Genomic DNA, 25657 nt, shown 5'->3' on the forward strand with positions numbered 1-25657 from the left:
CCTTCATCAATGTGCGCGTACTACCGCGCCGCGCCTCACTCACGGCGGGCGCCGTGTGGTGCCGCCTACGACCTCTCGCCGATCCGCTAAGGTAAGGGTTAGTTAGGTAACCCTTACCGGGCGGCGGCTGCGGTGCGCCTCGGCAGTTATCTCGATGTCGAGATAACTCTAGTACATCGCCGTCGAACGGTCATGCCCGGGAGCGGGGTGTCCGCCGTCGTCCGATCGAGGCGCGCGGCGGAGGACCCGGCCGCTTCGGGTTCCTCGCGCCCGCTGCCCGACCGCACGACGGGCCGGCCCGGGGGGTGCGCCTACCCTGCGCCCGAGGTGGACGGGGTCACCGTCGGCCTAACCCGCCCGTACGGCCCCGCCGGTCCGGCGTCGGACGGACGGGACGACCGGGACGACCGGGGACCACACGCGGCACCACTGCGCGGCGCCCCACTCCTCGAACCGTTCCACCTCGGTGCGGTCTGGGTGCGGGGCACCACCGGCTCACCGGGGAGGACCTCGGCGAACCGACCGAGCACCGCGGCACACGCCTCGCGGCCGTACCGGCCGGAATGCCCCTGAGCCGCGCGGAACCGCTCGACGCCGTCGTACGGGGACGACGAGGCCGGGCGTCGCCTCCCTCACGGGCTGCAAGCGGGGCGACGTCACTCCTTGGACCCCAGAAGCCGGTCAAGTGTCCGGCGCCCCATCGCGCTCATCGCCGGATTGCTCTCGACGTAGTACCAGACAAGCCCCATCGCCTGTTCGAACGCCCATGCCTTGCCGCGCTCCCACTCCAGATCGTCACGGACCAGGGCCCGCCGGAGCACTTCCCGCGGGCCCGACCGCAACAGGTGCCAGGCACTGACCAGATCCAGCGCGGGGTCGGCCGGGCCGAAGCCACCGGTGTCGAGTACGCCGCCGAGCCGGCCTCCCGCGACCAGTACGTTGCCGGGAATCAGGTCACCATGACTCATCACCTCCGCACCTGTGCGAGGCAGTTCCCGGAAGCGGCTCCACATCCGGCGCAGTCGGGGCACGTCGAGCAGCCCCTCGCTCTCCTCGAAGCACTTCGCCATCCAGTCGTCGTGGTGAGCGAGAACGCCGCCGCGGTTCTCACCGCTGAAACGCCGCCCCTTCGTCCCGGCGGTCCGCAGGGCCGCGACGAAGGCCGCAAGGTCCTCGGCGAAAGCGTCCGACCCACTCGGGTCGGCGTCGAAGGCGGTGGTTCCCGGCAGCCACGTCTGGACCGACCACGGCATGGGGTAACCCGCGCCGGGCTTTCCCAGGGCGACGGGTTCCGGAACGGGGAACCGGGACACCTGCGCCAGCTCCGCACTCGCCCGGGCTTCCCGTTCCAGAGCCTCCAGCGCCTCCCCGGCATCGGCCGGACGCAGCGGAAAACGCGCGGAGAGGTCGTCGCCGACGCGGAAGATGGCGTGGACCGTACCGGTCGACGCCACTGGCCGGATCACCCTGCCGTGCCACTGAGGGAACTGCTCTCGGATCAGGGTCGCGACGACGTGCGTGGTCACGTCCACTTGGTCATCGTGCATGGTCATGCTCGCGGGTCCTTCCAGCAGTCCGGTTCGCGTGGCCGGAAGCGGATCGGACCGACCTGGACGCTGCGGGTTCGGGTGGTGGCCGGAGCGGGACCGGCCCGCCCCGGCGCGCGCGGGCCGTTCCCGGCCGTCCTTCTCCGGGAGGTCTTCGCGACGCCGGTGTCACTGACGGCCGACGGATACGGCCGGTGACCGGCTTGGACACGCGCCCTGCGCGTTGACCGGCTTGGACACGCCCTCGGGCCGGTGACCGGCACGAGACGCTTCCCGCTGGACGGTCAGGGGCGGCGCAGGCCGAAGCGCCGGGTCCAGGTGGCCATGTCGGCGGTGGACGCGTTGCCGCCGCAGACCACCAGACCGAGTCTGGCCTGGTCACCGACGCGTTCCAGCACCCGGCGCGCTGCGGGCAGCAGGCATCCGGCGGCTGGTTCGGCCCAGACCTTCGCGTGCTCGGCCAGGTCGAGAGAGCCCTGGACGGCCTCGGCGTCGGTCACGGTGAGGACGTCGGTGACGAGCGCGGAGACGTGCTCGTGGGTGAGTGGTGAGGCGCTGGGGGCGCTCAGCGTCGAGACGATCGAGGAGAGTTCGACCGGAACCGGTCCGCCGGATGCCAGGGCCGCCGACATGGCTCCCGCGCCTTCCGTTTCCACGCCCCAGACACGTACCCCCGGCCGGTGCGCGTGCAGCGCGGTGGCGATCCCCGAGACGAGTCCCCCGCCGCCGATGCTGACCAGTACGTCGGTGAGCTCCCCGGCGTCCTCCGCGAGTTCCAGGCCGACCGTGCCCTGGGCCGCGATGACGACGGGGTCGTCGAAGGGGTGGACCGGAGTGAGGCCTTTGGCCCGTTGTTCGTCCACGAGGGCGAATGCTTCGCCCATGGTGTCGGTGAGGATGACGTTCGCTCCGGCGGCCGCGGCGATGTCCACGGCCCGGCCGGGGGCGGACCGCGGCATGATGATGGTCGCTTCGACGTCCAGGGCGCCGGCCATGACCGCGACCGCGATGCCGTGGTTGCCGCCGCTCACCGCGACGACCCCGGCGGCCCGTTCGGTCGCGCCGAGCGCGAGCAGCTTCGCCGTCGCGCCGCGCACCTTGAACGATCCGGTGCGCTGGAGCAGTTCCAGTTTCGTGGTGACCTGGGCGCCCAGCAGGGCGGAGAGCCCGGGGCTCGGCACCGTCGGGGTCCGTACGACGTGCCCGGCGATCCGCGCGGCCGCGGCTTCCACGTCAGCAACAGTAATCAGCACGTCCGCCCCCGCCGTCCGATCCGAACTGAGGTGACCGGGATCCGCGTCGTCCTCGGCAGGAAGGCGGTGGCCACGCGCCCTCGCACCGGGATCCGCCGCGCGGCGACTGAATCATCCTACGCCGCGCAGCCCCGGCCGCCCCTGGCCGGACCCCGGTGCCCTCCTGCCGCAACCCGTCGCGGCTCGGGCGGACATCGCCACCGGCGACCGGGCGGCGCGATCCGGCGCGACGGCGTCCGCCGGCGCCGACCCTGCATCCTCCGCGACGGAGCACGACGGCTCGACGGCCCGCCGACCGCCCGACCGCCCGACCGCCCGACCGCTCGACCGCTCGACCGAGACGTGTATCGCGATATAGCGTAGGTCTTCCTCCCGCGCTGCCGACGCGCGTCGCGGAGGCCCTTGGACAGGATCCTTCGACCACACCGGGACGGAAGCATGCCGGGAGAGATTTCGCCTGTTCCACCCACCGGGAAGCACCCCGGTCCAAGCCCCTCGCCCGAGTTGCGGGCGTCCCATGCGGACCGGGACCGCGTGGTGGACATGCTGACCGTCGCGGCGGGGGACGGCCTGCTCACCGCGGAGGAACTGGACGAGCGTCTGGAGTACGCCCTGTCGGCGCGAACAGTGGGCGAACTCGCCGTACTCACCGCCGACTTGCCGGCCGCTTCGAGCGGCGCCGGCGGTACCGGCGCAGCCGCCGAGGCCAAGGACGTCGTCCGGATCGAGCAGGTGTTCAGCGGTCCGGTCGAGCGGGTGGGCCGCTGGGTGCTGCCCAGGCGGCTGGAACTCGCCGTGAGCTGGTGCGACGTGACGCTCGACCTCACCGAGGCGGTGATCACTCAGGACACCCTGCGGATCGACGTGGCCATGGCGGGGAAGAAGCTGACACTGGTCACGAGGCCGGGCGTCGAGGTCGATGTCGACGGCCTGTCGCTGGCCCACTGCAGGCTCAGCCACCGCCGCGCGCGAACCGCCCCGGAGACACCGACCGTGCTGAGGGTGGAGCTGGTCGGACAGAAGGCCCACGGCAAGGTCGTGGTGCGGCCCGCGCGCCGGACGCTCGGGCAGTGGCTGCTCCGCGTGCCCGCGTCTCCGTCCGCAGGCGCCTGACGCCTCCCGGGACCGACGGCCGCCCTCCATGGCGCAGCATCCGGAGTGCGGGTTCCCTCGTACGGGATTCACCTCAATGGCTCACTCCGGTGCCGGGTACCGGACCGTCGCCTCCCCGGCCTCCGCCGCCTCCGCTCCTCGCACGATCGCTTCCCTGATCCGCCGCCCGATCCGCGGCACGTCGGGCCGCGTGCCGCGCAGCACCCCGTTCTCGGCCATCAGGGCGTGGAATTGTTGTTCGGCGTAGGGCACGCCGGGAGGCAGCCCCGCGATGTGCCAGTGGATGTGCGCGTTGCCGTCCTGGCTGCCCAGCGAGTACAGGTAGGTCCGCTCGGGCGCCGCGACGGCCTCGACGGCCCTCGCCACCAGCCGGACGACCTCCATCAGCCGGTGGAACCCCTCCGCGTCGAGGTCCCCGACCACGTGCTCCAGGTGCGCCTTGGGCGCCACCAGCACCTTCGCCGGAAGGGTCGGCCAGCGGTCCAGGAACGCGATGTGCAACCCGTCCTCGTACACCACCTCGTGCAGGTACCCCTGCCTCCGGGCCACGGTGGCGCACACGAAGCAGGGACCGTTCCGGGCGCGCGCTTCGTACGCGGCCAGGTCGAAGGGTTCCTCCGGGCCCTCGGCCGTCACGCGGGTGCCCCAGGGCGTGGCAGCCGCGCCAGGTCGGCGATGATGGCGGTCTCCAGCTCGGCCATCGTGCGGGTGAACGCGCGCCCGAGGTCGATGTCGTGGAGGCGGGCCAGGACGAGGACGGACCACAGGCAGTCGGCGAGTTCGTGGGCGAGTCCACCGGGCGCGGCGGTGGGGTGCGGCCGGGCGCCCTCCTCCGCCATCACGATCTTCGCCAGGTCGCCCACGTCCCCGACGAATCCGAGCATGGACTCCTCCCGGTTCCAGGTACGGCCGCGGGCCGCGAGATTGAGCCGGTCGTACAGCGCGTGGATCCGCATCGCGCGCTCCGCGAGGGCGTCGAGCCCGTCAGGTTCCTGGTCCACGTAAGGGCTGTACCCATGAGCAGGGGTGCCGCAACGCACGGTCCGCCGGATCCGGCGGACCGTGACACGGGCCGCCGAAACGGCGGCCTCCCCGCCCCGGGCGGGTGGCCATGCGTTCATGGAGCGATCGTGCAACCCTGACGGCGGGTCACCGTCACGCAGGGACCTCCGCACCCGTGCGGTGGAGGCCCGTGGACCCCGGGCGCGCCCGCGCCGGTGCCACGAACGGCCGCGCGGCGCTCCGGTCATCTTTTCACCCGAACGCCTCGCCCGAACGCATGCACATCTCATATGTGAGATAGCCTGCCGACATGTCAGACGACTACCTCGTACGCATCGGCAAGCTCATCCGTGACGCCCGTCAGCACCGGGGCTGGACACAGACACAGCTGGCCGAGGCTCTCGCCACCAGCCAGAGCGCCGTCAACCGCATCGAGCGCGGCAACCAGAACATCAGCCTTGAGATGATCGCCCGCATCGGCGAGGCCCTCGACAGCGAGATCGTGTCGCTCGGCTACGCCGGTCCCATGCATCTGCGGGTCGTCGGCGGCCGGCGCCTCTCGGGCGCCATCGACGTCAAGACGAGCAAGAACGCCTGCGTCGCCCTGCTCTGCGGCTCCCTCCTCAACAAGGGCCGCACCGTGCTGCGCCGCGTCGCCCGCATCGAAGAGGTCTTCCGGCTCCTGGAGGTCCTCAACTCCATCGGTGTCCGCACCCGCTGGATCAACGACGGCGTCGACCTGGAGATCGTGCCGCCCGCGCAGCTGGACATGGAGGCGATCGACGCCGACGCCGCGCGTCGCACCCGGTCGATCATCATGTTCCTGGGCCCGCTGCTGCACCGCATGGACCAGTTCAAACTGCCGTACGCCGGCGGCTGCGACCTCGGCACCCGCACGATCGAGCCGCACATGATCGCGCTGCGCCGCTTCGGCCTGGAGATCGCCGCGACGGACGGTCTCTACCACGCGCAGATCGACCACACCGTCACCCCCGGCCGCCCCATCGTGCTGACCGAACGCGGCGACACCGTGACCGAGAACGCGCTGCTCGCCGCCGCCCGGCACGACGGCACCACCGTCATCCGCAACGCCTCCTCCAACTACATGGTCCAGGACCTCTGCTTCTTCCTGGAGGAACTGGGCGTACGGGTGGACGGGGTCGGCACGACGACGCTGACCGTCCACGGCGTGCCGCAGATCGACGTGGACGTGGACTACTCCCCCTCCGAAGACCCGGTCGAGGCGATGAGCCTGCTGGCCGCGGCCGTGGTGACGGAGTCGGAGCTCACGATCCGCCGGGTGCCGATCGAGTTCCTGGAGATCGAGCTGGCCGTACTGGAGGAGATGGGCGTGGACTGCGTCCGTACCACCGAGTACGCGGCGGACAACGGCCGTACCCGGCTGGTGGACCTCACCGTCCGGCCCTCCAAGCTGGAGGCGCCGATCGACAAGATCCACCCGATGCCGTTCCCGGGCCTCAACATCGACAACGTGCCGTTCTTCGCGGCCATCGCCGCCTCCGCGCACGGCCAGACGCTGATCCACGACTGGGTCTACGACAACCGCGCCATCTACCTGACCGACCTCAACCGCCTCGGCGGCCGACTCCAGCTCCTCGACCCGCACCGCGTCCTCGTCGAGGGCCCGACCCGCTGGCGCGCCGCCGAGATGATGTGCCCGCCGGCACTCCGCCCGGCCGTCGTCGTGCTCCTCGCGATGATGGCGGCCGAGGGGACCTCCGTACTCCGCAACGTCTACGTGATCAACCGCGGTTACGAGGACCTGGCGGAGCGCCTCAACTCGGTGGGCGCGCAGATCGAGATCTTCCGGGACATCTGACCGGCGGGGTGTCGTGCCCCTTGGAGACAGCGGGCACGACACCCCGGCATGCCGGCCGACCTGCGGATACTCACCCTTACGACCTTGACTCGTCACTGTTGCTTCTCAGCACCTCGCGCAACGCATGCGCAAGACGGTCAGACAGGGGTGACGGCGCGTCAATTGCGTCTGAACGGCCGCCGACCTGCGCGGGGGTCGCCCCCCGAAGTGGCCTCGCGATGTCCGATGTCGGTCATGTCTCCTTCTCGGTCAACCGCTCCGCTCGACTCTGTCCTTGGCCCACCACAGGAACGCGGCCGAGTGCTGCTGGTTGGCGAAGCCGTCTCCGACGAGGGTGCGCAGGAGGTCGTTGCTCCAGAGAATGAGACGACCGCGGGTCCAGCTCACCGACTCGGGTGCCGGAAGCTCCAGGCCGTAGACCAGCCGCGCGATCTCGCGCTTGCCGCCCGCATCCGTCTTGTACTTGAGGATCGTGAGGAACCGGTCGGGACGCATCACGCACAGTACCTTCGTGAGGAGGGCTTCTTTGAAGCCTGTCATGGCGAACGACAGCGTGCCATCGAGCAGTTGCTGGAGCCGGTCCTCCAGTGGCACCTCGTCAGGTCCGCGCAGGAGATACTCGATCGTCGAGCGGGTCGACTCGGCCGCCGCGGCGTCTCCCATGTCGTTCCAGGCGGAGTTGAACGTGGCCTGGTTCCCGGGTCGCGCGCCGATCTCGGAGTTGGCGAAGTCCTTGAGTACCTGCGGGTTGCACGTCCGCAGCCCCTCGGGCGTGAAGACTCCCTGGTACTTCGACCAGTAGGCGGCCACGCGCGGGTCGAAGTCCGGCTTGACGGCGAGGTATCGCGCCTTGAGCCGGGCCACGCGCTCCAACCGCTCGGGATCGACGTCCTCGGGCTTCGGGAAGCTCGCCCTGAGAGCCTCGAAAGAGCGGGCCACTTGCCGCTGCGCCGGGGCGGGTTCGCCGTGCTGCCACTCGAAGCCGCATCGATGCCTGAGCACCCGGCGTCCGCCGTCGAGCGTCGCGCGCACCTCGATGTCCTCGTCGTCACTGCACAGTGGACACATGGCCAAGGACATGGCAACCCCCTGCTCTCATCGCGCCGCAGCCCACCCCTGAGCCGGCCGACTCCAGTCGGTTCGGAGGTTGCGGCAACACGGCCACTTCGGTGGGAAGCGTATCCATCGCAGCCGCCGATTGGTGGCGCTCCGCCCTCTCCACCCGCAGAACGGCGGCAGGACGAACGCCTTCCTCGAACAGGGTGAGATCCGCCAGGACATCCCGATCGACCAGGTGCGGTACGTCCGGGCAGCGACCGCACCGGACAAGAGCGCGCGTTCGGCGATCGACCTCATCACACGCGGCGAGAACATCCGCCGGCTCTTCCACGCGGGCATCGGCGACGTCCAGGTGGAGGCGCTCGCAGCCGTGCTCGCCGAGTCGATGACGATCCCGGACGTGGAACGCGACGCGCTTCGACGTCGGCGCCACATCCCCGTCGAGGGAGTGCGAAGGGGCGACAGCAGCGGCATGAGTTCCACGGGGCCGACTGGATCCGGGGGCCGAGGCATGCGATGTCGGGTAGTCGGTCCAGAGCCGCGGGCCGACGGCCGAACAGGCGGAGCACACCCGTCCCGCATGGTCGCGGAGGCCGACGGGCCAAGGCGCACGCGGGCGACTCCTACAGGCCCGTACGGGCCAACCGGAGGTGCGGCGGTGGCCCGGGAGACAGGCCCGTGCGCTCCCAGATGTCGTCGCTCTCGTAGGTGTGTTCCAGGGCGAGCAAGGCGAATTGACGCTCGCTGACAGTCCCGTGCGACGCGTGGAGCGCATCCAGGCACTCCCGCCAGGGCAATCGCCGCGTCAAGCGGGGGAGCGCGCCGAGGTCGGCGAGGCTGTCGACGATCTCCTTGGTGGTGGAGGGCTCGGGATGGTGCGCGTGGTAGATGCCGCCGGGCACGGGACGCTCGCCCAGGACGGTGCCGACGGCCAGCCGCGCGAGGTCGTCCACCGTGACGAGCGAGTGCCGGTGACCACCGCCGTCCCACAGAGCCGGGACACGCCCGGCGACTTCGGCCAGTGCCGGCACCACCCAGCGGTCGCCGGGTCCCAGGACGAGTCCCGGCCTGAGCACGGCCGCCCCGGCGCCCAAGGCGTGGCGCTCGGCGGTCCACCGACTGGCACTCGCTACGGACACGGGGGCGGGGGCAACCTCGTCGACGTGCCGCAGACGATGAGGGCCGCGCCCGTAGACCGCGGCGGTCGACAGGTGGGCGATCCGGCCGATGCCGGCCCGCGCCGCCTCGCCCATCAGCGCGGCCGTGCCCTCGACGTTCACCATCCGGCAGACGTCCGCGTCCGGGCTCAGGATCCCACCGAAGTGCAGCAGCGCGGACGCGCCGGCGCACACGCCGTCGAGGGACGCCGGCCGGGCGAGGTCCGCGCGAACCCAGGCGTCTCGGACCGGATCAAGCCCGTCGGGCCGGCGACGGCCGACGGCGAGCACGCTGATGTCCTGCCGCTCGCCGAGCTCCCCGCCAGCCTCCCGGAGGCGCAGAAGTTCGCGCAGCACGGCGGAGCCGACGAAGCCCGTCCCCCCGGTCAGGACAACCCTTACGGCACGCATGTCAGACGGCGGAGTCGGCTCGGACAAGCGACGGGGGGCTTAGGCGCAAGCTGGTGATGACCTCCTCGCGGGCGACCGCGGGCAGCAGGTAGCGCCACAGTGCGGCGACCTTCTGCATGAGGTCGCGGCGTCCGGTGGAGATGTGGGAGTAGAGCTGCACCCCCGAGTACGACGCCATCAGGAAGGTCGCGAACTCCCGCTCGTCAACTCCGAAGCGCAGTTCGTTGCGCGCGCGGGCGGCTATCAGCTGGCGATGGAACTGGTCCGCCCACTCGTCGTAAGCGGTGGCGTCGTAGCCGCCGAACTCCTGCTGCTCCACGGCAAGACGGACGCTCGCCCGGAAAAGGACGTTCTCCTGGAGTTCACGGGCGAGGTGGTAGCTGGTGTCGATGAGCCGCTGCAGCCCGTCCTCCCCGCTCGGCAGCTCGACGAAGCTCTGCTGATCCGCGACGACCGCCTCGGCGATGTCACGCTTCGACTTGAAGTGGAAGTACATTCCCCCTTGCGTGACCTGCGCCCGGTCCATGATGAGCCGGATGCTGGCGGCGTGGTAGCCGTGCTCGTCGAAGACCTCGGCCGCCGCCCGCAGGACGGTTTCCCGGGTGCGCAGGGCACGCTCTTGTCGCTTGGGCATCGGAAGACCCGTCCCTTCAGAAAAAAAGCGAACATCCGCTATCTTACGGTTGTATGCGGCGGCCAGGCGTCTGTGGGCCATCTGACCCCTGGACTCCTTCCCAGACCGTGGCCCACAGCTCGGAGTACTCCGACCACGGGACCACCCCGTCGCGGCGCCAACTGCCGGGCCCGAACACGAAGAGCCTCACGAGCGTCTCGATCTGCTCGGGCCGCAGATGCCTGGGGAGACCGCCGTTTCCCTGTGCCTGGGCGGCCAGCTTCCGGACCGCCTCAAGCCAGCGCACGGACCACGTCACCTCCGCGTCGGGCCGGTCGAGTTCGAGCCGTACGGAGCCGCGCACCTCGGCGTGCTCATGCATACAGCGCAGCAGTTCGGTCACCAGTACTCCGAGCCTGACCAGGGGGGTCCGCTCCGGATCGCGCCGCAGGGCCCGCTCCTGGACGCCGCTGCTCAGTCGGCACGCCTGGTCGACAACCGCGTTGGCGAGGTCGTCCTTCCTGGCGAAGTGGAAGGTGAGCGCACCCGTCGAGAGCCCCGCGGACCGCGCGATCCTGTTCATGGAGGTGGCCGCGTAGCCGTAGCGGTCGAACTCGACGGCGGCGGCCCGGATGAGGGTCGCGCGTGTCCGTGCGGCCCGATCCTGTGTCATGGTCCCGCCCTTGTCTGCTTGCCGGTAGCCCGCCCCCGCGGGCGGTCGTCACGACCTGCACCGCGAGAAGTGAAGAACTGTCAAACATGAGGAACCACCGGGCAGAAGCTCATCCGGCGGTTGGCTCGATGCAACCCACAATTTACAGAACGAACGCACCGTTTAATCCCTCGGCATAGGGCGCAAGCAAGTGTGACACTCCCCACACGAACGGTGTGCTCCGCTCCGGCCGGAGCTCGTCACACCTCCCTGGCCAGGGGTCACATTCCTTTCTGAACAGGTGATTTACCCGCTGGTCACGGTCCGGCCGAGTGCACCCGAGAAGCCGAAGGATCGTCACCCCCGCTCCCCCGAGGCACACCTGAGGTCGATCAAGGAGCGGCTCGACAAAAAAAACAATCATCCTTTATCTTCAGTCCTGAGCCTCCCCACGGACGACGACGTTCGTACCCCACTCTTCTATCGCAGGCGTCTGCTCTCGACGTTCGGAGTGCTGCCATGTCCTCGTTCCAGACCCTTCCGACCACCGGACCGATCCCGGTGTCGCGCCAACTGGTCCACAAGTCCGCCGCCGGCGAAGTCCTCCTCGACCGGTACGAGAGGCGCGGAGCGGATACTTTCTCGGTCACCGCGCAGTGGCCCCGAGCCCACTGCTTCTACGACGTCGTCGCCGGGCGCCACGACCCGCTGCTCGTAGCCGAGACGGCGCGCCAGTGCGTACCGCTGCTCAGCCACCTCGGCTACGGCGCGCCCGCCGACCACAGCCAGATCTGGGAGAACCTGACCTGGTCCGTGGAGCCGGATGCCCTGGTGGCCGATTCGGCCCCCGCCGAGATTCGCCTCGACGTGCGGTGCCAGGATGTCGTGCGCCGGGGCGACCGCCTCGCCGCGCTGTCGATGTCCGTCATTCTCCGGCGCGACGGGGCGTTGCTGGGGAGCGCGACGACGCGCTTCACGAACCACCCCGCGTCGGTCATCGCGCGCCTGCGGGGCCCTTACCGCATGGTGCTCAGCTCGGACCTGCCCGCGACCGGACTGCCCGCGCCTCTTCCCGCCGGGCATGTCGGCCGGGACCGTCCCCGGGACGTCGTCCTCTCCCCCGGAGACACCCCGCGCACGTTCGGGCTGCGGGTCGACGGCCGTCACCCCGTCCTCTTCGATCACACGACCGATCACGTGCCCGGGATGCTCCTCGTGGAAGCGGCACGCCAGGCCACGCAGGCCGTCGCCTTCCCTGACGCGGCACTGATCACCGGGATGGCCATCGAGTACCACCGGTACGTCGAACTCGACCGGCCGTGTCTGATCGAGGCCGAGGTGCTGCTCGCCCAGGCACCCACGCATGTGTCGACCCGCGTCTGCGCGGTGCAGGACGGAGAGGTCGCGTTCACCGCGCTCGTCACCGCGCAGCGCAGCCCGGCCGTCGGTCCTCCCGCCCACAGCTACTGATCAGTCGCCCGTGCGCGGTTGAGCGCTGTCCCGTGTTCCTGGCCGCCGACACACATTCACCCTGGGGGAACAACCGATGCAGAGTGCGGAACGGGCGACACGGAAGCCCGTAGAACGGCCCGCGTCCGACGTCGCCGCGAGAGCGGGCACCAAGGCCCTTCCCGCGGTGCCGCCGACGGTGCGCCTCATGAGTTGGTCCGACAGCCTCGCTCTCGTCGGTGACCTGACGCGGCGCGGGCAGGTCGGCGAACTGAGCCTGACGCTGCCCCGTGAGTTCCTGCCGTCCCACGTGTGCGGGCAGATCGAGGACCTGAGCCGGACCGCCTCGGCCCGCGGTGCCCACGTGCGCGTGATCTGCCGGGAGGCGGGCGGGAGCCACGACGTGCTTGCCCGCAGCGTCCGGGGGTTCGAGGACGCCGGTGCGCGAGCGCGGACCGTGTCCCAGCCGGGCGGGGCCATGCTCGTGGTCGACGACGAACTCGCGATCCTGCCCGTGCAGTCAGGGCTCGGTCCGTGGTGCGCGGTCCTGCGGGGCCGGATTCTGGTCGCCGCGTACAAGGCCGTCTTCGACGAGACCTGGGAGCTGTACAGCCGCTCCGAAAGCCTCCCGACATCCGCACGAGCGGGAGCGCTCGCGCTGACGCCGCGCGAGCGCGAGGCGCTCCGGTTGCTGGCCGACGGGCTGACCGACGAGGGCATCTCCCGGCGCACCGACCTGTCCGTCCGCACCCTCAGGCGGGTCATCGCGGGCGTGATGCTGCGGATGGGCGCGCAGAGCCGATTCCAGGCCGGCGCGGAGGCCGTCCGCCGCGGCTGGATCTGACCCGGGGCACGCGGGCGTGTGTCGAAAGTCCCGCCTGCCGGCGACGCCCTGCACGCCCGCGGACGCGGCGGGGACAGACCCACAGGGTCCCCGCCGCGTCCGCGCCGGCTCACCGGCCCCAGGGCAGGTCGCGGCCCAGAACACCGGCCGCGCGCAGGGGTACCGTCTCGGGGCCGCGCAGAACGACGTGCGGCCTGAAGGAGGGCTTCTCGTCGGCCGGTCTCGGCTCGACCACCCGCTGGGCGATCCGCACGAAGGCGAGTTCCGCCTCCAGCCGTCCCAGCGGCGCCCCGAGGCAGTAGTGCGCCCCCAGTCCGAACGACAGGTGACGGCTCGTCTCCGCGCGCTCCGTCCGCAGGCTGTGCGGGCAGGAGAACACCTCGGCGTCGCGGTTGGCCCCGCCGAGCAGCAGCACCATCGTGGTGCCCCGGCGGATCGGCGTCCCCAGCACCTCCATGTCCTCCCGGGCGTGCCGGTGCACGATCTGCAGCGGGGCCTCGAAGCGGAGCAGTTCCTCGACGAGCGGCCCGGCCGTCGACGGCGTCCCGCGCAGCGCGGCCAGGGTCTCGGGGTGGCGCAGCAGCACGTGCAGGCCGCCCGCGATGAGGTTGACCGTCGTCTCGTGGCCGGCGTTCAACAGGAGCCGACAGGTCGTCACTACCTCCGTGTCGGACAGCGGGCTGCCGTCGGGTCGGGCGGCCAGGAGCCGCGACATCACGTCGTCCCTGGGCTCGACCCGCCGGGCGTGCGCCAACTCGGTGAAGAACGACGTCAGTTCTGCCTCCGCCCGCTGCCGCTCGGCCGCGCCGGGCGCCGGGGTCCCGACGAACGCCAGGTAGGGGTCGACAGCCCGCCCCAGCAGGGAGGAGCGCGTGCGGTACCAGCCGCGCTCCCCGGTGTCGATGCCCAGCACGTGGCAGATCACCGTGACGGGCAGCGGCGAGGCGAGGACGCCGACTCCGTCCACGACGGACCTGCTCTCGAACTGTTCCGCCATGTCGTCGATCAGGTCGTCGATCAGATCCTTGATCATGGGGGTCAGTCGGCGGGCAGCCTGCGGCGTGAAGTCCGGTGCGACGAGCCGCCGCAGGGTGGTGTGCCTGGGCGGGTCGGCGAACAAGAACGAGGGCAGTTCGGCCCGTGGCGCCGCGTCGTCGCCCTCGCCGCCTCCCCTCTCGGCCCCGTCCCGCCGATACCCGTACATCAGGGCGTGGCGGCGGTCGTTGCTGGCGCGCGGGTCGCGCAGGACACTCGCGCAGGCCGCGTGGGAGGCGAAGACGACGACGGGGTGTTCGCCGTCCATCCACACCGGCTCGACCGCCCGCACCTCGTCGTAGAGCGCGTAGGGGTGGGGGCGGGACGCGGGGTCGAGGATGCGCCGAACCGTGTCGGCCGGCCCGCTCGCGGCCGGCGCGTGCGCGCCGGGGCCGCTCACAGCCCTGCTCCGCCGTCGAACGCCTCGATGTCCCTGTGTGCGGGGATCTCTCCCCGGGCCGCGGCCAGTGCGGCGAACCGCTCGATGCCCCGCAGTCCACGGGAGTCGAGGTGGTAGCGCAGCGTACGGTAGTAGAGGCCGAGTTGGGCGGCACTGAATCCCGTTCCGCGCGCGGCCTCGGCGGACACGGCGTCAAGCGAGCCGAGACCGAGGTCGCGAGCCCGCAGGAGGGAGTGGTGCGCGGCGGCGACCGCCTCGGGACGGCGTTGCGCGTACTCCCGCCGCACCGCCCACACCGCGAAGACCATGGGCAGTCCGGTCCACTCCGTCCACAGTGTCGCCGTGTCGTGGACCCGGAGCCGGTCGTCGCCCGGCCGCTCCACGTCCGGCCGGGCGCCGGCGCGGCCGTCGAAGAAGGTCCGCAGCGCCGGGTCGCCGATCACCACGGCCGCGTCCGCCGTGCGCAGCAGCTCCACCGGGTCTGGAGGGCCGGTGAAGTAGGCGGGCGAGAGGCCGAGGACGTCCTCCAAAAGGATCTTGGCCAGCAGGACGGTGGTGCGGCTGGTCGCGGTCAGCCCCACGCGGGGCGAGCGGAGCTCCCCGAGGGCGCCCCGGCTGACGATGTTGCACGACATGACGGCTCCCTCGGCGGCTATGGCCAGGCCGGGCAGCAGAAGCAGCTCGTCGCTGTGGCGCAGGTAGTCGGCGAGGGAGATGGGCCCCAGGTCCAGCTCGCCGGCGACCAGGAGCTCTCCGGCAGCCTCCGCGCTCAGCTGCCGCACGTCCGGCAGTGCGCGTGTTCGGGAGAGCCCCCACAGCAGGGGGCGGCAGTTCAGAAAGGAGATCAGGCCGACGCGGGGCGCGTCGAGGGCGTCCGGTCGTACGGCGATGACGGGATGTGACACGTGGACTCCTGGCGTCGTGGGATGGGCAGCCGGGCGCGGACTACTTGCGCCCCCACGCCTGGACCAGCGCGGGCGCCAGATCCCAGAAGCCGGGGTCCTTCAACAGCGCGTAGAAGCCTTCGAGTTCGTCGGCGGTGAGGTGTCCGCCCGCGATGAGCCGGTCGTACGACATGTCGACGGTCAGGCGCCAGAAGTCCGCGAGCGGGGTGCCGCCGCGCAGGTTCTGGGTGACGGTGCGCGCACCGACGTCACGGTAGCCATATCCGGTGAAGGAGGCCGGCTGGGTGCGCGACCACCAGCTGTCCGTGCCCAGGGCGCCACAGATCAGGTCGCTCCAAGCCTGCATGACCTTGCGATAGAGGGGGTGCGGCGAGCTGTCGACCGGAAACCAGCAGAAGGACTCGATCAGGACGAACCCGCCGGGCCGCAGCCAGCCCAGGATGCGGCGCATCACGTCGTCGCGCTGCGGCAGGTGGCTGAGCACCAGCCGCGCGTGCGCCATGTCGAACGAGGCTTCGGGCAGGGGGTCGGAGGTCACGTCGTGGCGCAGCGACCGCAGCCGGGGGTGCTCGATGCGCTCCAGGAGGGCGGGGTCGAGGTCGGTGGCGACGACCTCGCCCTCGCCCGCCCGCTCGCACAGCCACGAGGCGACCGAACCGGAGCCCGCGCCGATCTCCAGGCAGCGGGCGTCGGAGGCGATCCCGAGGCCGGCCAGCGTCTCCTGGCACAGCGGGTCGAACACGTCCGCCAGGAGCTCGAGCCGGGTCTTCTCGGCCGGGTCGAGAACGAACAGCGTTTCACCGTACTTTTCCATGACACATCCTTCGTGAGCGGAATGTTCCCTGGAGAAGAATAGGAGAGAAACGCCACCTTCCGAGTTCTTCGAGTGCGTTCTGGCAATTAGCTGCCGAATACACGGGGAGAGGCACCGGGAAGCAGGGAAAGGTATTCAGATTCCGGTACGCGACAAGTCTCCTGCGGAGTAACGCTCGCCCGCCGGGGCGGAGATCGAGTCGAGTCGGACGACCTGCTCGGCGGAGAGTTTCAGCGAGGCAGCCGCAGCGTTCTCCTCGACCCTTTCGGCGCGCTTGGTCCCAGGAATCGGAACGATGTCGTCGCCCTTCGAGAGAATCCACGCGAGGGCCACCTGGGCGGGTGTGGCATCGATTTCTGAGGCGACCGCGGACACGGCGTCGGCGAACTTCAGGTTCTTTTCGAGATTGCCGTCCGTGAACCGTGGGGTGGTCAGCCGGAAGTCGTCCGCGTCCAGGCCCTCGCGGGTGCGGATCGTGCCGGTCAGGAACCCGCGCCCCAGCGGCGAGTAGGCGACGGTGCCGATGCCGAGCTCGCGCAGTGCGGGCAGCAGGTCCTCGGCGGGGCGGCGGCTCCAGATCGAGTACTCGATCTGGAGCGCGGAAACGGGGTGGACCGCGTGGGCGCGCCGCACCGTCTCCAGACCCGCCTCGGACAGGCCGATGGCGCGCACCTTGCCCTCGGCCACCAGCTCCGCCATGGCACCCACCGTTTCCTCGATCGGGGTCCCCGGGTCGACCCGGTGCTGGAACAGCAGGTCGATGTGGTCGGTGCCGAGCCGGCGCAACGAACCCTCCACCGCCGTACGGACGTTGCGGGGTGAGCTGTCGATGACGTCGGGGCCGGCGCCGGCATGCGAGACGAGGCCGAACTTGGTGGCGATGACGGCCTCGTCGCGGCGCCCCCGCACCGCTTCCCCGACCAGTTCCTCGTTGACGAACGGGCCGTAGATCTCGGCGGTGTCGATGAAGGCCACGCCAAGATCCAGAGCTCGGCGCAGGGCTCTGACGGCCTCCCGGTCGTCACCGCGGGCCCCGGTGTAGTAGTCGGACATGGACATGGCGCCCAGCCCGATCCGGGACGTCTCCAGGCTGCCGAGCGAAACCTTCTGCACGTCGTTCCCTTCCTCTGGCGCGGGCCGACGGGGCGGCCGTCGACTCAGGCAACCTACTGCCCGCCCGTGACCGCCATGGACCTTGCGGCCGTGCGTGGCAGGAATCTGCCGCGAGGATTTCGGGGACCGTCGCGGCAGAGGGCTGTCCCGTGATTCGCGGTGGATCAGCGCGCGGCGTCGGATGCGGTACATCGCAAGAGGCGGAGTGTTCGCATACGGGACGATGCGGGGCGTTCCGACGACGCGGCGAGGTGCCGTAGCTGTCGTCGCGCGTCCGCCAGGAATCGCGGGACATCCCTGAGGACACGGCGGCGGCGTGTCAACAAGCGGCCAAAGGCTTTCCAGCCTCAGAGCGCACTGCTCTACTTCTCCTGGCACGCAGATCCAGTCCGAGAATCTGGAGCAGTCGATGCCGGAAGAAATGCTCGGCCCCATGCCCGTGAATGGGGATTACGTACACGAACAACTCACGCAACGCCTGGGAATCGATATCGTCACCTGCGTACCGGGCCTCGTCATGGGCACCATGCCGGTGGCGGGAAACCGTCAGCCGATAGGGATTCTCCACGGCGGGGCGAATGCGGCCTTCGCGGAGACACTCGGTTCCGTCGCCGCTTTTCTGTACGCAGGGCCCGGTGGGAACGCGGTGGGAATCGACCTCTCCTGCGTGCACCACCGGTGGGTCTCCTCCGGGACCCTCCGCGGCACCGCTACCCCGCTCGCCGAGCGCAGGTCGATGGCGACCTACGACATCAGCATCCGCGACGAACTGGACCAGCGCGTCTGTACGGCCCGGCTGACATGCGCGATCCGCAGACCCAGACCCCGGGGCCGGACCCCACGCGATCCCCGCCGATAAGGAGAGCACCCATGACGACGAGTTCAGCGCCACCGCTGGTGGCATCCATCGATGAGTTGCTGGGGCCCGCCGAGGGCCGGTTCTTCGGTCGCGGCTTTCGCCGCGTGGCCTACGACATCGCGGATGTGCACGTCGGGCCCGGCCCGCAGGGCGAGGTGACGGCGCGTACGACGGTCGGCGTCCGCTACCCGGCCGACTGGTCGAAGAAGAAGGCCGGCTCGGACCTTCGCCCCCACTTCAGCACGGTCGACGGCATCGTGGTCGCGGCCCAGCTGGCCGAGGTCTGCCTGCGCGGCACCGGCGGCGACCTGCGGGACGCCTGGCTGCGCGGCGTCCGGCTGTCCGCGGGCTCCACACCCCAGGAGGATCTGGCGGAGCTGCGGACCCAGGCCGTCCTACGGGGGTCGGAGCCGACGGCACCCGGTCGCGCGGTGTCCCGCGTGGACTGCGCCATCGGCACGATGCGTGTGCGGATGGAGGTCGAGCACGCCATGGCCGGCGGCCCCGCGTCCGAGCCGGACGGGGCCTCGCTGGAGTCTCTCCTCGGCCCGGCGCCGGACCGCTACTTCGGCACCGGCTTCACTCGACGCACCCAGCACATTGAGCAGGTCGAGACCGACTCCCGCCTGCTGCGGGCCCGTTCGGTACTGACCCTCTCCCAGGACGACAGCGCGCAGGCACCCCGCTCCGGCCTGGAGGGCGCCCACCAGCCGTCCGTCTCGGTGATCGACGCGTTCGTGACGGCGCTCCAGTTGGCGCAGGTCATGCTGTACGACCTCGACGGGATGCGGCGCCAGGACAGCAACACGCTCTGGATGCGGCAGACGACCCTCACCGCCACCCGTCCCGACCGCGGCGACGCGCGGCTGCCCGTCCAGGTCGCGCTGGAAGACGCCCGACTGCGCACGATGGGCGGCCGGACCTGGCGGACCCTCGACATCACCGGTGAACTGCCCGGCCTGCGCGTGCGCTCCGCGGTCGCCCACCAGCTCCCGGAAGGCCACCGCGTCCCATGACACGAGCAGCAGTGATCGCCGGAGTGGGCGGCTACGTGCCCGCGCGCGTGGTGACCAACGACGAACTCGCCCAACGGCTCGACACCTCGGACGACTGGATCCGCAGCCGGACCGGCATCGCCCGGCGCCACGTCGTCGAACCCGGTGTCACCACCAGCGACCTGGCCGCCGAGGCGGGCCGCCGCGCACTGAAGAACGCCGGCCACGCCGGTGTCGACCTGGTGATCGTCGCCACCACCAGCCCCGACCGCCCGTGCCCCGCCACCGCACCCACCGTCGCCGCCAAGATCGGCCTCGGCGAGGTGCCCGCGTACGACGTCGCCGCGGTCTGCTCCGGCTTCCTGTACGCGCTTCAGGCGGGTACCGCCGCGGTGTTGGCCGGACACGCCGAGCACGTCCTGGTCATCGGCGCCGAGGCGTTCAGCACCCTGCTCAGCCCGACCGACCGCACGACCGCCGTCATCTTCGGCGACGGCGCGGGGGCCGTCCTGCTCCGGGCAGGGCAGGCGGACGAGCCCGGGGCCGTACACGACATCCACCTGGCCAGCGACGGCACGATGGCCGACCTGATCACCGTTCGCGGCGGCGGCGCCGAGGAGCGCTCCAGCGGCCTGCCGCCCCGCGAAGAGGACCGCTACTTCCGCATGGAGGGAAAGTCGGTCTTCTTCGCCGCCGTACGCCGCATGACGCAGTCCGCGCGCACGGCGCTGTCCCGCACCGGCTGGGACACGACGCAGGTGGACCGGCTCGTGGGCCACCAGGCCAACACCCGGATCCTGCATGCCGTCGCCGACCAGCTGGGCCTGCCCCCGGAGCGGGCCGTGATCAACATCGACCGGGTGGGCAACACCTCCGCGGCCTCCATCCCCCTCGCGCTGGCGCACGGCATGGCCGAGGGCGAGCTGCGCACCGGCGACCGCGTGCTGCTGACGGCCTTCGGGGGCGGCGCGACCTGGGGCGCCGCGACGCTGACCTGGCCCGACCTGCCCCTTTCGTGACCCGTACGCCTCCCACCTCCCAGTCCTTCCCCTCCTTCGCCCCTCCCACAGAAACGAGGCACCCCATGACCGGCTCCGTCGCAACGATGATCATCGAGATCCTCACCGGCAAGTTCGACGTCCCCAGCGAGGAAGTCACCCCCAGCACCGTCCTCGAGGACGTCGAGGTGGACTCGCTGGCCCTGCTGGAACTCTCGCTCATCCTGGAGAAGCGCCTGGGCGTCTCCATAGACGAGGGCACGCTGAGCTCCGCGCAGACCGTTTCGGAGGCCGCGGACGTCATCGCGCGCCTCGGCGACACGGCGCCGGCCGCGGCCTGAGACCGGGGCCGACGTGCGCATCGTCCTCCTGCGGCACGCGGAGACCGACCGCAACGCCGCCGACGAGTTCCAGGGCCAGGCCGACCTCCCGCTGAACGCGGCGGGCACCCGGCAGGCCCGGGACATCGCCCCCACCCTGAGCGCAGGCGCCTGGACGGCGGTCTACTCCTCGCCGCTCACCCGGGCGGTGCAGACGGCCTCGTACGCCACAAGCCGTCTGTCCCTCCCGCACCACCGCGTCGACGGACTGCGCGAGCGCCATCTGGGGGAGCTCGACGGTCTGCACCGCGCCACGTTCGCGCGGCGCCACCCCGAGATCCTGCGCCGGCTGCTCGACGACCTCGATTACGCCCCGAGCGGCGGCGAGACGGGCCGCGCGGTGCTCACGCGCGCGGCGCGTGCGCTGGCCGGCATCGCCCGCAGGGAGCGGGCGGCCGAGGGGGCCGTGCTGGTCGTGACGCATGGCGGCGTGCTGAACCTGCTGACGTCCGCGTTGCACGGCCCCGTGCGAGAGCCGCGCGCGCTCGTCGGCACCTGCGCGGCGGTCGGCCTCGACGTCCGCTGGCCCGGCGGCGGAGGACCGCACGCGCGTCTCCTCGCCCTCGACGTCCCCGTGCGGGACTTCGAGACCGGACACGAGACGGACACCGCATCAGGGCCGGCCGTCGACCTGGACGCCCTCGCCGACGCCCCGCACCCTGCGGCCACCCCGGCCGACTGCCACACCCCTACCGAGAAGGCAACGCACCCATGAGCATCGAAATCACCGTCATCTTCGACGTGGAGCCCGACCGTTTCCCCGCCACCGAGGCGGCCTTCCAGGAGCTGTGCGAGGCCACCCGTACCGAGGAAGGGGCCCTCCGGTTCGACGCCCTGCGCTCCGCGGACCACCCACACACCCTCGTGCTGGTCGAGGAGTGGGCCGACCAGGACGCCATCGAGCTGCACATGAAGCAGCCGTACGTGGCGGAGTTCCTGGCCAAGGTCGACGGCGCCTACGCCCGTACGCCCGCCGTGCACCGCCTGAGCTCCCCCGGGGCCTGACCCATGGCCGACGGCACCCGAGAACAGCCGCGCGTCCTGATCGTCGGCGCCGGCCCGGTGGGCATGGTGCTCGCCTGCGAACTGCTGGCGCAGGGCGTGCCGGTGGACATCATCTCCAAGCTGCGCCGGGAGAGCCCGCACTCACGCGCCACCATCCTGTGGCCGCGTGTACTGGAACTCCTGGACCGCGTCGGAGCCGGCCGCAAACTGGTCGACAGCGGCCACTACTTCGACCAGATGAACTACTACTCGCAGAAGAAGATGGTCGGCCTGGTTCGGTTCGACCGGCTTCGCGGGGTGACGTACCCCTTCGCCATCACCATCCCGCAGTGGCGCACCGAACAAGTCCTGGAAGGCCACCTCGCCGAGCTGGGCGGTGTCATCGACTACGACACCTCCTTCGTCGACGGCAGCCAGGACCCGGACGGGGTTGACTGCACCGTGGAACTCCCCGACAAGCGCCTGGAGAAGCGCCGCTACGCCTACGTCGTCGGCGCGGACGGTTACAAGAGTGCCGTGCGCGAGACCTTCGGCTTCGCGTTCGCCGGACGCACCCTGCGGACCCGCCTGGCCATCACGGACGCGGAGATCCTCGGCGAGACCACCAGCAGCGAAGCCGCCTACTACCTGACGCGGGGCGGCAACATGGTGCTCGCGCCGCTCGGCGACGGGATCTTCCGGGTCGGCGCCAGCGTCCCCGACGACTGGGCGGGCGACACCCCTGACCGCGCGTTCTTCGAGACGCTGCTCGCCGACCGGGTGCCAGGGCGCAGGAAGCTCGGCGAGATGAAGTTCAGCGGCGTCTTCACCGCGCACGTCCGCTCGGCCGGCACGTACACCAGGGGAAGGGTCTTCCTCGCCGGAGACTCCGCACACGCCATGAGCCCGTCGGGGGCCCAGGGCGTGAACACCGGGATACAGGATGCGGTGAACCTCGGCTGGAAGCTCGCGGGCGTCGTACGGGGCGACTACCCCGAGAGCTTGCTGCGCACGTACGACGCGGAACGGCGCCCGGCCGTCGACGCGGTGGCCGGTCTGTCGACCCGGCTGGCACGCATCGGGCTCTACTCCACGCGCCGCCAGACGCTCGCCCGGGACCTCGCCTATCGCGTCGGAAGCGGCACGCGAGCCCTGGAGAAGGTCCTTGCCCCGCGCCTCGCGCAACTGGACACGCACTACGGTCCGCGGCCCCGGCGCAACACGCTCGTGCCCGGCGAGCGCATGCCCCTGGGCTGGCTGGACGCGGGCGGCGCCCCCGTCCTCTCGGTGGACCACTACACCGTCCTGCTCTGGCCGGGGCTCCAGTATCGGTACGACGCCTGGGCGGCGCTGGTCGCTCCACTGCACAAGGCGCTGGCGGGCACAGCCGTCCACGACCTCGGCGGCCGACCGGCCGGCCCGCTGCTGTCCCGGCTGCCGCGCACGCCGCACGCGCTCGTGGTACGCCCCGACGGGCACCTCGACACGACGGTGCCTCTCGACGTCCACCGCCCCGAACACGCCGTGCGGGCCGTCACCCGCGTACGGGACCAGCTCCGCACCACCCGCCCGGCCGCGCGGGCCGAGGCCCGCACGGCCGGCTGAACAGCCTGCCCCCGCAACGCAACCACTCACCCGAGGAGAACATCATGACCGCATCGGCCGAACCCCGCGTCGTCCTGACCGAGGTCGACGACATGTCGCCCGAACAGCGCGCCGTGTACGAGAAGTTCCAGTCCAACCTCACGCGGGCGCTGCTGCTCACCAAGGACTCCGCCGCCGCGCACCTCGCCCTCGGCGGCACCTTCACCGTCGGCCTGCTGAGCCTGCTCGACCGCGAGGTCGTCGTGCTGCGCGTGGCCCACCTGCGCGACAGCGAGTTCGAGAAGTTCCTGCACTATCCGCTGGCCCACAAGGCCGGCCTGGACGCCGACGCGATCAAGGCGATCGAGACGGCCGACTACGACCAACTGCCGTCCTCCCGGGCCGCGCTGGTCCGGTACGTCACCGAGTGCATGGAAGACCACAAGGCCAGCGCCGAGGCGTTCTTCGCGCTGCGCGAGTTCTACTCCCAGAACGAGATCGCGGAGATCACGCACCTTGCCGGGCACAGCGCCATGACCGCGATGTACCTGGCCAGCCTCGACATCCCGATCGACGAGGGCATCGCGTCCTGGGGCCGGCTGACCGAGGTCCGTGACGCGGTCCCGGCCACCTCGAACTGACGGAGGCGTCGTGCGGTACATCCGGCTGGGATCATCGGGCCTGAAGGTGTCCCGACTGGCCCTGGGGTGCATGAGTTACGGCGAGCCCGGACTCGGCACCCACCCCTGGTCCCTGCCCGAGAGCGAGAGCCTGCCGTTCGTCGCGCAGGCCCTCGACCTCGGCATCAACTTCTTCGACACCGCGAACATCTACTCGTTGGGCACGAGCGAGGAGTTCCTGGGCCGCGCGCTGCGCAAGCTGACGCGGCGCGAGGACGTCGTCGTCGCCACCAAGGTGTACGAGAAGATGACCGACAACCCGCTGTCCGGGGGCCTCTCACGCTCCGCGATCCTGCGCGAACTGGACGCGAGCCTGCAGCGCCTGGGCACGGACTACATCGACCTCTACATCGTCCACCGCTGGGACTACGAGACCCCCGTCGAGGAGACGATGGAGGCCTTGCACGACGTGGTCCGAGCGGGGAAGGTCCGCTACATCGGCGCCTCCTCCATGCACGCCTGGCAGTTCGCCAAAGCGCAGCACACGGCGGATCTGCACGGCTGGACGCGGTTCGTGAGCATGCAGAACCACTACAACCTCCTCAACCGTGAGGAGGAACGCGAGATGCTGCCCTTCTGCCGCGCGGAGGGCGTCGGGGTGACCCCGTGGAGCCCGCTGGCCCGTGGCCTCCTCGCCCGCCCCTGGGACACCGAGTCCGCCCGTACCGCGGGCGACCCGATCCAGGAGCGCTTCTACGGGCCCACCGAGCGGGCGGATCGGGCCGTGGCCGGCGTCGTCGAGGAGATCGCTGCCGAACGGGGCGTCCCCATGGCGCAAGTGGCCCTGGCCTGGCTCCTGGGCCGGCCGGCCGTCACCGCACCTCTGGTGGGGGCGACCCGGGCCGTGCACCTCCAGGACGCCGTGGCGGCTCTCGATCTGGAACTCGAACCGTCCGAGGTGGCTCGGCTCGAAGCTCCGTACGTGCCGCACGCGGTCGTCGAATACGTCTGACTCCGATACTGCTGCTGAACAGGTGGATGTGACATGGGAATAACCGACTACGCCCTGGCCCGCCCGGCCGGGCGCCGGACCGTCGACGAGGTGAGCCGCGCCTCGGGCTACACGCCCGAGAAGTTGGCGCAGATCCTGCCGTCCGGCACCTTCTCGGTGCTCGCCGACGACGAGACGTCCTGGGGCCTGGGCCTCTCTGCCGCACGCGAGTTGCTGCGGCGCACCCCGGTAGCCCTGGACGAGATCGGCCTGGTGATCTACGCGGGCTCCAGCGAGTGGGGCACTCCGTTCTGGTCGCCCGCCGCGAAGATCGCCGGCGAACTCGGCGTGCGGGACGCGCACTGCTTCGAGGTGTCCAACTTCTGCAACGCGGGCCTGGTCGCCGTGAAGCTCGCCGACGACCAGGTGCGGGCCGGCGCCCACCGGTACGCCCTGGTGATCGTCACCGACCGGCTGAGCCAGCTCGTCGACTACGCGACGGGGCACTTCGAGCTGTTCAACTTCGCGGACGGCGCCGCCGCCGTCCTGGTGTCGGCGGAGCGGCCACGCTACGAGGTGCTGGGCGCGGCTCACCACACCGACCCGCAGTGGGTCGACTCGTACTACGGCGTGCTGAGGGACGGGGAGGTGAAGGTGGAACGCGGCGACAAGCTCGACGGGCTCGGCGAGGCGTTCCTGGAGAACTTCACGCGTCTCACGCACAAGGTGCTGGCCGGGGCAGGCGCGGACGTCGACGACGTCGCCCACTTCCTGGTGACGCACGGCAACCAGGACACCCAGCGCAAGTACCTCGCGGAACTGGGGGTGCCGGCCGAACGCAGCGTGTTCCAGTACCACCTGGACGGGCACTTGGGTGGCGCGGACCCCTTCCAGGCGCTGCGCGAGCTGGAAGAGGCGGACCGTGTGCACAGCGGGGACCTGATCGTCGTGGCGACGGCAGGCTCCGGCTTCACCTGGGGCGTGACGGCACTGCGCCGCGTGTGACGATGGCGTACGAGAGGGCCCGTCGCACGGTGAA

At 71.0% G+C, this 25657-nt stretch carries 26 protein-coding genes; 14 read left to right on the forward strand and 12 right to left on the reverse strand.

The window, feature by feature from the left end; genetic code table 11:
- Positions 1–656: 656 nt before the first annotated feature.
- Both OHT52_RS04185 and OHT52_RS04190 read right to left on the reverse strand, forming a co-directional pair.
- Positions 657–1553, reverse strand: coding sequence for an aminoglycoside phosphotransferase family protein (locus tag OHT52_RS04185; protein ID WP_328718762.1), 897 nt, complete (start codon positions 1551–1553; stop codon positions 657–659).
- 278 nt (positions 1554–1831) lie between these two features.
- Entirely contained in the window at positions 1832–2797 is a 966-nt protein-coding gene (locus tag OHT52_RS04190) for a threonine/serine dehydratase (RefSeq protein WP_328723609.1), read from the reverse strand.
- 441 nt (positions 2798–3238) lie between these two features.
- Between OHT52_RS04190 and OHT52_RS04195 the strand changes: the two genes are divergently transcribed.
- Positions 3239–3913, forward strand: coding sequence for a DUF1707 SHOCT-like domain-containing protein (locus OHT52_RS04195; RefSeq protein ID WP_328718763.1), 675 nt, complete (start codon positions 3239–3241; stop codon positions 3911–3913).
- 81 nt (positions 3914–3994) lie between these two features.
- Here OHT52_RS04195 and OHT52_RS04200 read toward each other — a convergent pair whose 3' ends face one another.
- Positions 3995–4549 carry an HIT family protein gene (locus OHT52_RS04200; protein ID WP_328718764.1) on the reverse strand — a complete coding sequence of 185 codons (555 nt, stop codon included), beginning with the start codon at positions 4547–4549 and terminating at the stop codon, positions 3995–3997.
- Positions 4546–4914: a nucleotide pyrophosphohydrolase gene (locus tag OHT52_RS04205; RefSeq protein ID WP_328718765.1), complete on the reverse strand. Its 369-nt coding sequence runs from the start codon at positions 4912–4914 to the stop codon at positions 4546–4548. Before OHT52_RS04205 ends, OHT52_RS04200 begins: the two co-directional genes overlap by 4 nt.
- Before the next feature lie 311 nt (positions 4915–5225).
- On the opposite strand from OHT52_RS04205, the gene OHT52_RS04210 reads away from it, so the two are divergent.
- Entirely contained in the window at positions 5226–6755 is a 1530-nt protein-coding gene (locus OHT52_RS04210; RefSeq protein ID WP_328718766.1) for a helix-turn-helix domain-containing protein, read from the forward strand.
- 249 nt (positions 6756–7004) lie between these two features.
- On the opposite strand, the gene OHT52_RS04215 is transcribed toward OHT52_RS04210, so the two are convergent.
- The 4 genes from OHT52_RS04215 to OHT52_RS04230 form a co-directional block, all read right to left on the reverse strand.
- Positions 7005–7835, reverse strand: a complete 831-nt coding sequence (locus OHT52_RS04215) for a hypothetical protein (protein WP_328718767.1) — start codon at positions 7833–7835, stop codon at positions 7005–7007.
- A 602-nt stretch (positions 7836–8437) separates the two neighbouring features.
- Positions 8438–9382 carry an NAD-dependent epimerase/dehydratase family protein gene (locus tag OHT52_RS04220; RefSeq protein WP_328718768.1) on the reverse strand — a complete coding sequence of 315 codons (945 nt, stop codon included), beginning with the start codon at positions 9380–9382 and terminating at the stop codon, positions 8438–8440.
- A gap of 1 nt (position 9383) precedes the next feature.
- Positions 9384–10016, reverse strand: coding sequence for a ScbR family autoregulator-binding transcription factor (locus OHT52_RS04225; RefSeq protein WP_328718769.1), 633 nt, complete (start codon positions 10014–10016; stop codon positions 9384–9386).
- 43 nt (positions 10017–10059) lie between these two features.
- Positions 10060–10668: a TetR family transcriptional regulator gene (locus OHT52_RS04230; protein ID WP_328718770.1), complete on the reverse strand. Its 609-nt coding sequence runs from the start codon at positions 10666–10668 to the stop codon at positions 10060–10062.
- 498 nt (positions 10669–11166) lie between these two features.
- On the opposite strand from OHT52_RS04230, the gene OHT52_RS04235 reads away from it, so the two are divergent.
- Positions 11167–12117 carry a ScbA/BarX family gamma-butyrolactone biosynthesis protein gene (locus OHT52_RS04235; protein WP_328718771.1) on the forward strand — a complete coding sequence of 317 codons (951 nt, stop codon included), beginning with the start codon at positions 11167–11169 and terminating at the stop codon, positions 12115–12117.
- A gap of 187 nt (positions 12118–12304) precedes the next feature.
- Positions 12305–12940, forward strand: a complete 636-nt coding sequence (locus tag OHT52_RS04240) for a helix-turn-helix transcriptional regulator (protein ID WP_328718772.1) — start codon at positions 12305–12307, stop codon at positions 12938–12940.
- Between the two features lie 109 nt (positions 12941–13049).
- Here OHT52_RS04240 and OHT52_RS04245 read toward each other — a convergent pair whose 3' ends face one another.
- The 4 genes from OHT52_RS04245 to OHT52_RS04260 all read right to left on the reverse strand — a co-directional run bounded on the left by OHT52_RS04245 (position 13050) and on the right by OHT52_RS04260 (position 17207).
- A complete protein-coding gene (locus tag OHT52_RS04245) occupies positions 13050–14375 on the reverse strand; it encodes a cytochrome P450 (RefSeq protein WP_328718773.1) in 1326 nt (441 codons plus the stop codon).
- Positions 14372–15280: a menaquinone biosynthetic enzyme MqnA/MqnD family protein gene (locus OHT52_RS04250; RefSeq protein WP_328718774.1), complete on the reverse strand. Its 909-nt coding sequence runs from the start codon at positions 15278–15280 to the stop codon at positions 14372–14374. The genes OHT52_RS04245 and OHT52_RS04250 overlap by 4 nt, the downstream gene beginning before the upstream one ends.
- A 40-nt stretch (positions 15281–15320) precedes the next feature.
- Positions 15321–16094 carry a methyltransferase domain-containing protein gene (locus OHT52_RS04255; RefSeq protein ID WP_328718775.1) on the reverse strand — a complete coding sequence of 258 codons (774 nt, stop codon included), beginning with the start codon at positions 16092–16094 and terminating at the stop codon, positions 15321–15323.
- 135 nt (positions 16095–16229) lie between these two features.
- Positions 16230–17207 carry an aldo/keto reductase gene (locus OHT52_RS04260; RefSeq protein ID WP_328718776.1) on the reverse strand — a complete coding sequence of 326 codons (978 nt, stop codon included), beginning with the start codon at positions 17205–17207 and terminating at the stop codon, positions 16230–16232.
- Between the two features lie 433 nt (positions 17208–17640).
- On the opposite strand from OHT52_RS04260, the gene OHT52_RS04265 reads away from it, so the two are divergent.
- From OHT52_RS04265 to OHT52_RS04310, 10 genes are all read left to right on the forward strand, one after another.
- A complete protein-coding gene (locus OHT52_RS04265) occupies positions 17641–18066 on the forward strand; it encodes a hotdog fold thioesterase (RefSeq protein ID WP_328718777.1) in 426 nt (141 codons plus the stop codon).
- Positions 18067–18077: 11 nt separating this feature from the next.
- Positions 18078–19082, forward strand: a complete 1005-nt coding sequence (locus tag OHT52_RS04270) for an AvrD family protein (protein WP_328718778.1) — start codon at positions 18078–18080, stop codon at positions 19080–19082.
- Positions 19079–20080, forward strand: coding sequence for a beta-ketoacyl-ACP synthase III (locus tag OHT52_RS04275; RefSeq protein WP_328718779.1), 1002 nt, complete (start codon positions 19079–19081; stop codon positions 20078–20080). The genes OHT52_RS04270 and OHT52_RS04275 overlap by 4 nt, the downstream gene beginning before the upstream one ends.
- A gap of 65 nt (positions 20081–20145) precedes the next feature.
- The gene (locus OHT52_RS04280) at positions 20146–20400 is read left to right on the forward strand and encodes a phosphopantetheine-binding protein (protein ID WP_328718780.1); all 255 of its coding nucleotides are present in this window, start codon (positions 20146–20148) and stop codon (positions 20398–20400) included.
- Between the two features lie 13 nt (positions 20401–20413).
- Positions 20414–21154, forward strand: coding sequence for a histidine phosphatase family protein (locus OHT52_RS04285; protein WP_328718781.1), 741 nt, complete (start codon positions 20414–20416; stop codon positions 21152–21154).
- Positions 21151–21444, forward strand: a complete 294-nt coding sequence (locus OHT52_RS04290) for a putative quinol monooxygenase (RefSeq protein ID WP_328718782.1) — start codon at positions 21151–21153, stop codon at positions 21442–21444. Before OHT52_RS04285 ends, OHT52_RS04290 begins: the two co-directional genes overlap by 4 nt.
- A gap of 3 nt (positions 21445–21447) precedes the next feature.
- Positions 21448–23028: an FAD-dependent monooxygenase gene (locus OHT52_RS04295; protein WP_328718783.1), complete on the forward strand. Its 1581-nt coding sequence runs from the start codon at positions 21448–21450 to the stop codon at positions 23026–23028.
- 44 nt (positions 23029–23072) lie between these two features.
- The gene (locus OHT52_RS04300; protein ID WP_328718784.1) at positions 23073–23648 is read left to right on the forward strand and encodes a carboxymuconolactone decarboxylase family protein; all 576 of its coding nucleotides are present in this window, start codon (positions 23073–23075) and stop codon (positions 23646–23648) included.
- 10 nt (positions 23649–23658) lie between these two features.
- Complete coding sequence (locus OHT52_RS04305; RefSeq protein WP_328718785.1) at positions 23659–24639, forward strand: aldo/keto reductase; 981 nt, start codon at positions 23659–23661, stop codon at positions 24637–24639.
- 33 nt (positions 24640–24672) lie between these two features.
- Positions 24673–25623: a 3-oxoacyl-ACP synthase III family protein gene (locus OHT52_RS04310; RefSeq protein ID WP_328718786.1), complete on the forward strand. Its 951-nt coding sequence runs from the start codon at positions 24673–24675 to the stop codon at positions 25621–25623.
- Positions 25624–25657 lie beyond the last annotated feature (34 nt).

It is taken from the genome of Streptomyces sp. NBC_00247 (assembly GCF_036188265.1).
Taxonomy (GTDB): domain Bacteria; phylum Actinomycetota; class Actinomycetes; order Streptomycetales; family Streptomycetaceae; genus Streptomyces.

What these genes read in the sequence shown, in the direction of transcription:
- OHT52_RS04185 (WP_328718762.1), bottom strand. Translation starts at nt 1,553, where the DNA reads ATGACCATGCACGATGACCAAGTGGACGTGACCACGCACGTCGTCGCG.
- OHT52_RS04195 (WP_328718763.1), top strand. Translation starts at nt 3,239, where the DNA reads ATGCCGGGAGAGATTTCGCCTGTTCCACCCACCGGGAAGCACCCCGGT.
- OHT52_RS04210 (WP_328718766.1), top strand. Translation starts at nt 5,226, where the DNA reads ATGTCAGACGACTACCTCGTACGCATCGGCAAGCTCATCCGTGACGCC.
- OHT52_RS04215 (WP_328718767.1), bottom strand. Translation starts at nt 7,835, where the DNA reads ATGTCCTTGGCCATGTGTCCACTGTGCAGTGACGACGAGGACATCGAG.
- OHT52_RS04220 (WP_328718768.1), bottom strand. Translation starts at nt 9,382, where the DNA reads ATGCGTGCCGTAAGGGTTGTCCTGACCGGGGGGACGGGCTTCGTCGGC.
- OHT52_RS04225 (WP_328718769.1), bottom strand. Translation starts at nt 10,016, where the DNA reads ATGCCCAAGCGACAAGAGCGTGCCCTGCGCACCCGGGAAACCGTCCTG.
- OHT52_RS04230 (WP_328718770.1), bottom strand. Translation starts at nt 10,668, where the DNA reads ATGACACAGGATCGGGCCGCACGGACACGCGCGACCCTCATCCGGGCC.
- OHT52_RS04235 (WP_328718771.1), top strand. Translation starts at nt 11,167, where the DNA reads ATGTCCTCGTTCCAGACCCTTCCGACCACCGGACCGATCCCGGTGTCG.
- OHT52_RS04240 (WP_328718772.1), top strand. Translation starts at nt 12,305, where the DNA reads ATGAGTTGGTCCGACAGCCTCGCTCTCGTCGGTGACCTGACGCGGCGC.
- OHT52_RS04255 (WP_328718775.1), bottom strand. Translation starts at nt 16,094, where the DNA reads ATGGAAAAGTACGGTGAAACGCTGTTCGTTCTCGACCCGGCCGAGAAG.
- OHT52_RS04265 (WP_328718777.1), top strand. Translation starts at nt 17,641, where the DNA reads ATGCCCGTGAATGGGGATTACGTACACGAACAACTCACGCAACGCCTG.
- OHT52_RS04270 (WP_328718778.1), top strand. Translation starts at nt 18,078, where the DNA reads ATGACGACGAGTTCAGCGCCACCGCTGGTGGCATCCATCGATGAGTTG.
- OHT52_RS04275 (WP_328718779.1), top strand. Translation starts at nt 19,079, where the DNA reads ATGACACGAGCAGCAGTGATCGCCGGAGTGGGCGGCTACGTGCCCGCG.
- OHT52_RS04280 (WP_328718780.1), top strand. Translation starts at nt 20,146, where the DNA reads ATGACCGGCTCCGTCGCAACGATGATCATCGAGATCCTCACCGGCAAG.
- OHT52_RS04290 (WP_328718782.1), top strand. Translation starts at nt 21,151, where the DNA reads ATGAGCATCGAAATCACCGTCATCTTCGACGTGGAGCCCGACCGTTTC.
- OHT52_RS04295 (WP_328718783.1), top strand. Translation starts at nt 21,448, where the DNA reads ATGGCCGACGGCACCCGAGAACAGCCGCGCGTCCTGATCGTCGGCGCC.
- OHT52_RS04300 (WP_328718784.1), top strand. Translation starts at nt 23,073, where the DNA reads ATGACCGCATCGGCCGAACCCCGCGTCGTCCTGACCGAGGTCGACGAC.
- OHT52_RS04310 (WP_328718786.1), top strand. Translation starts at nt 24,673, where the DNA reads ATGGGAATAACCGACTACGCCCTGGCCCGCCCGGCCGGGCGCCGGACC.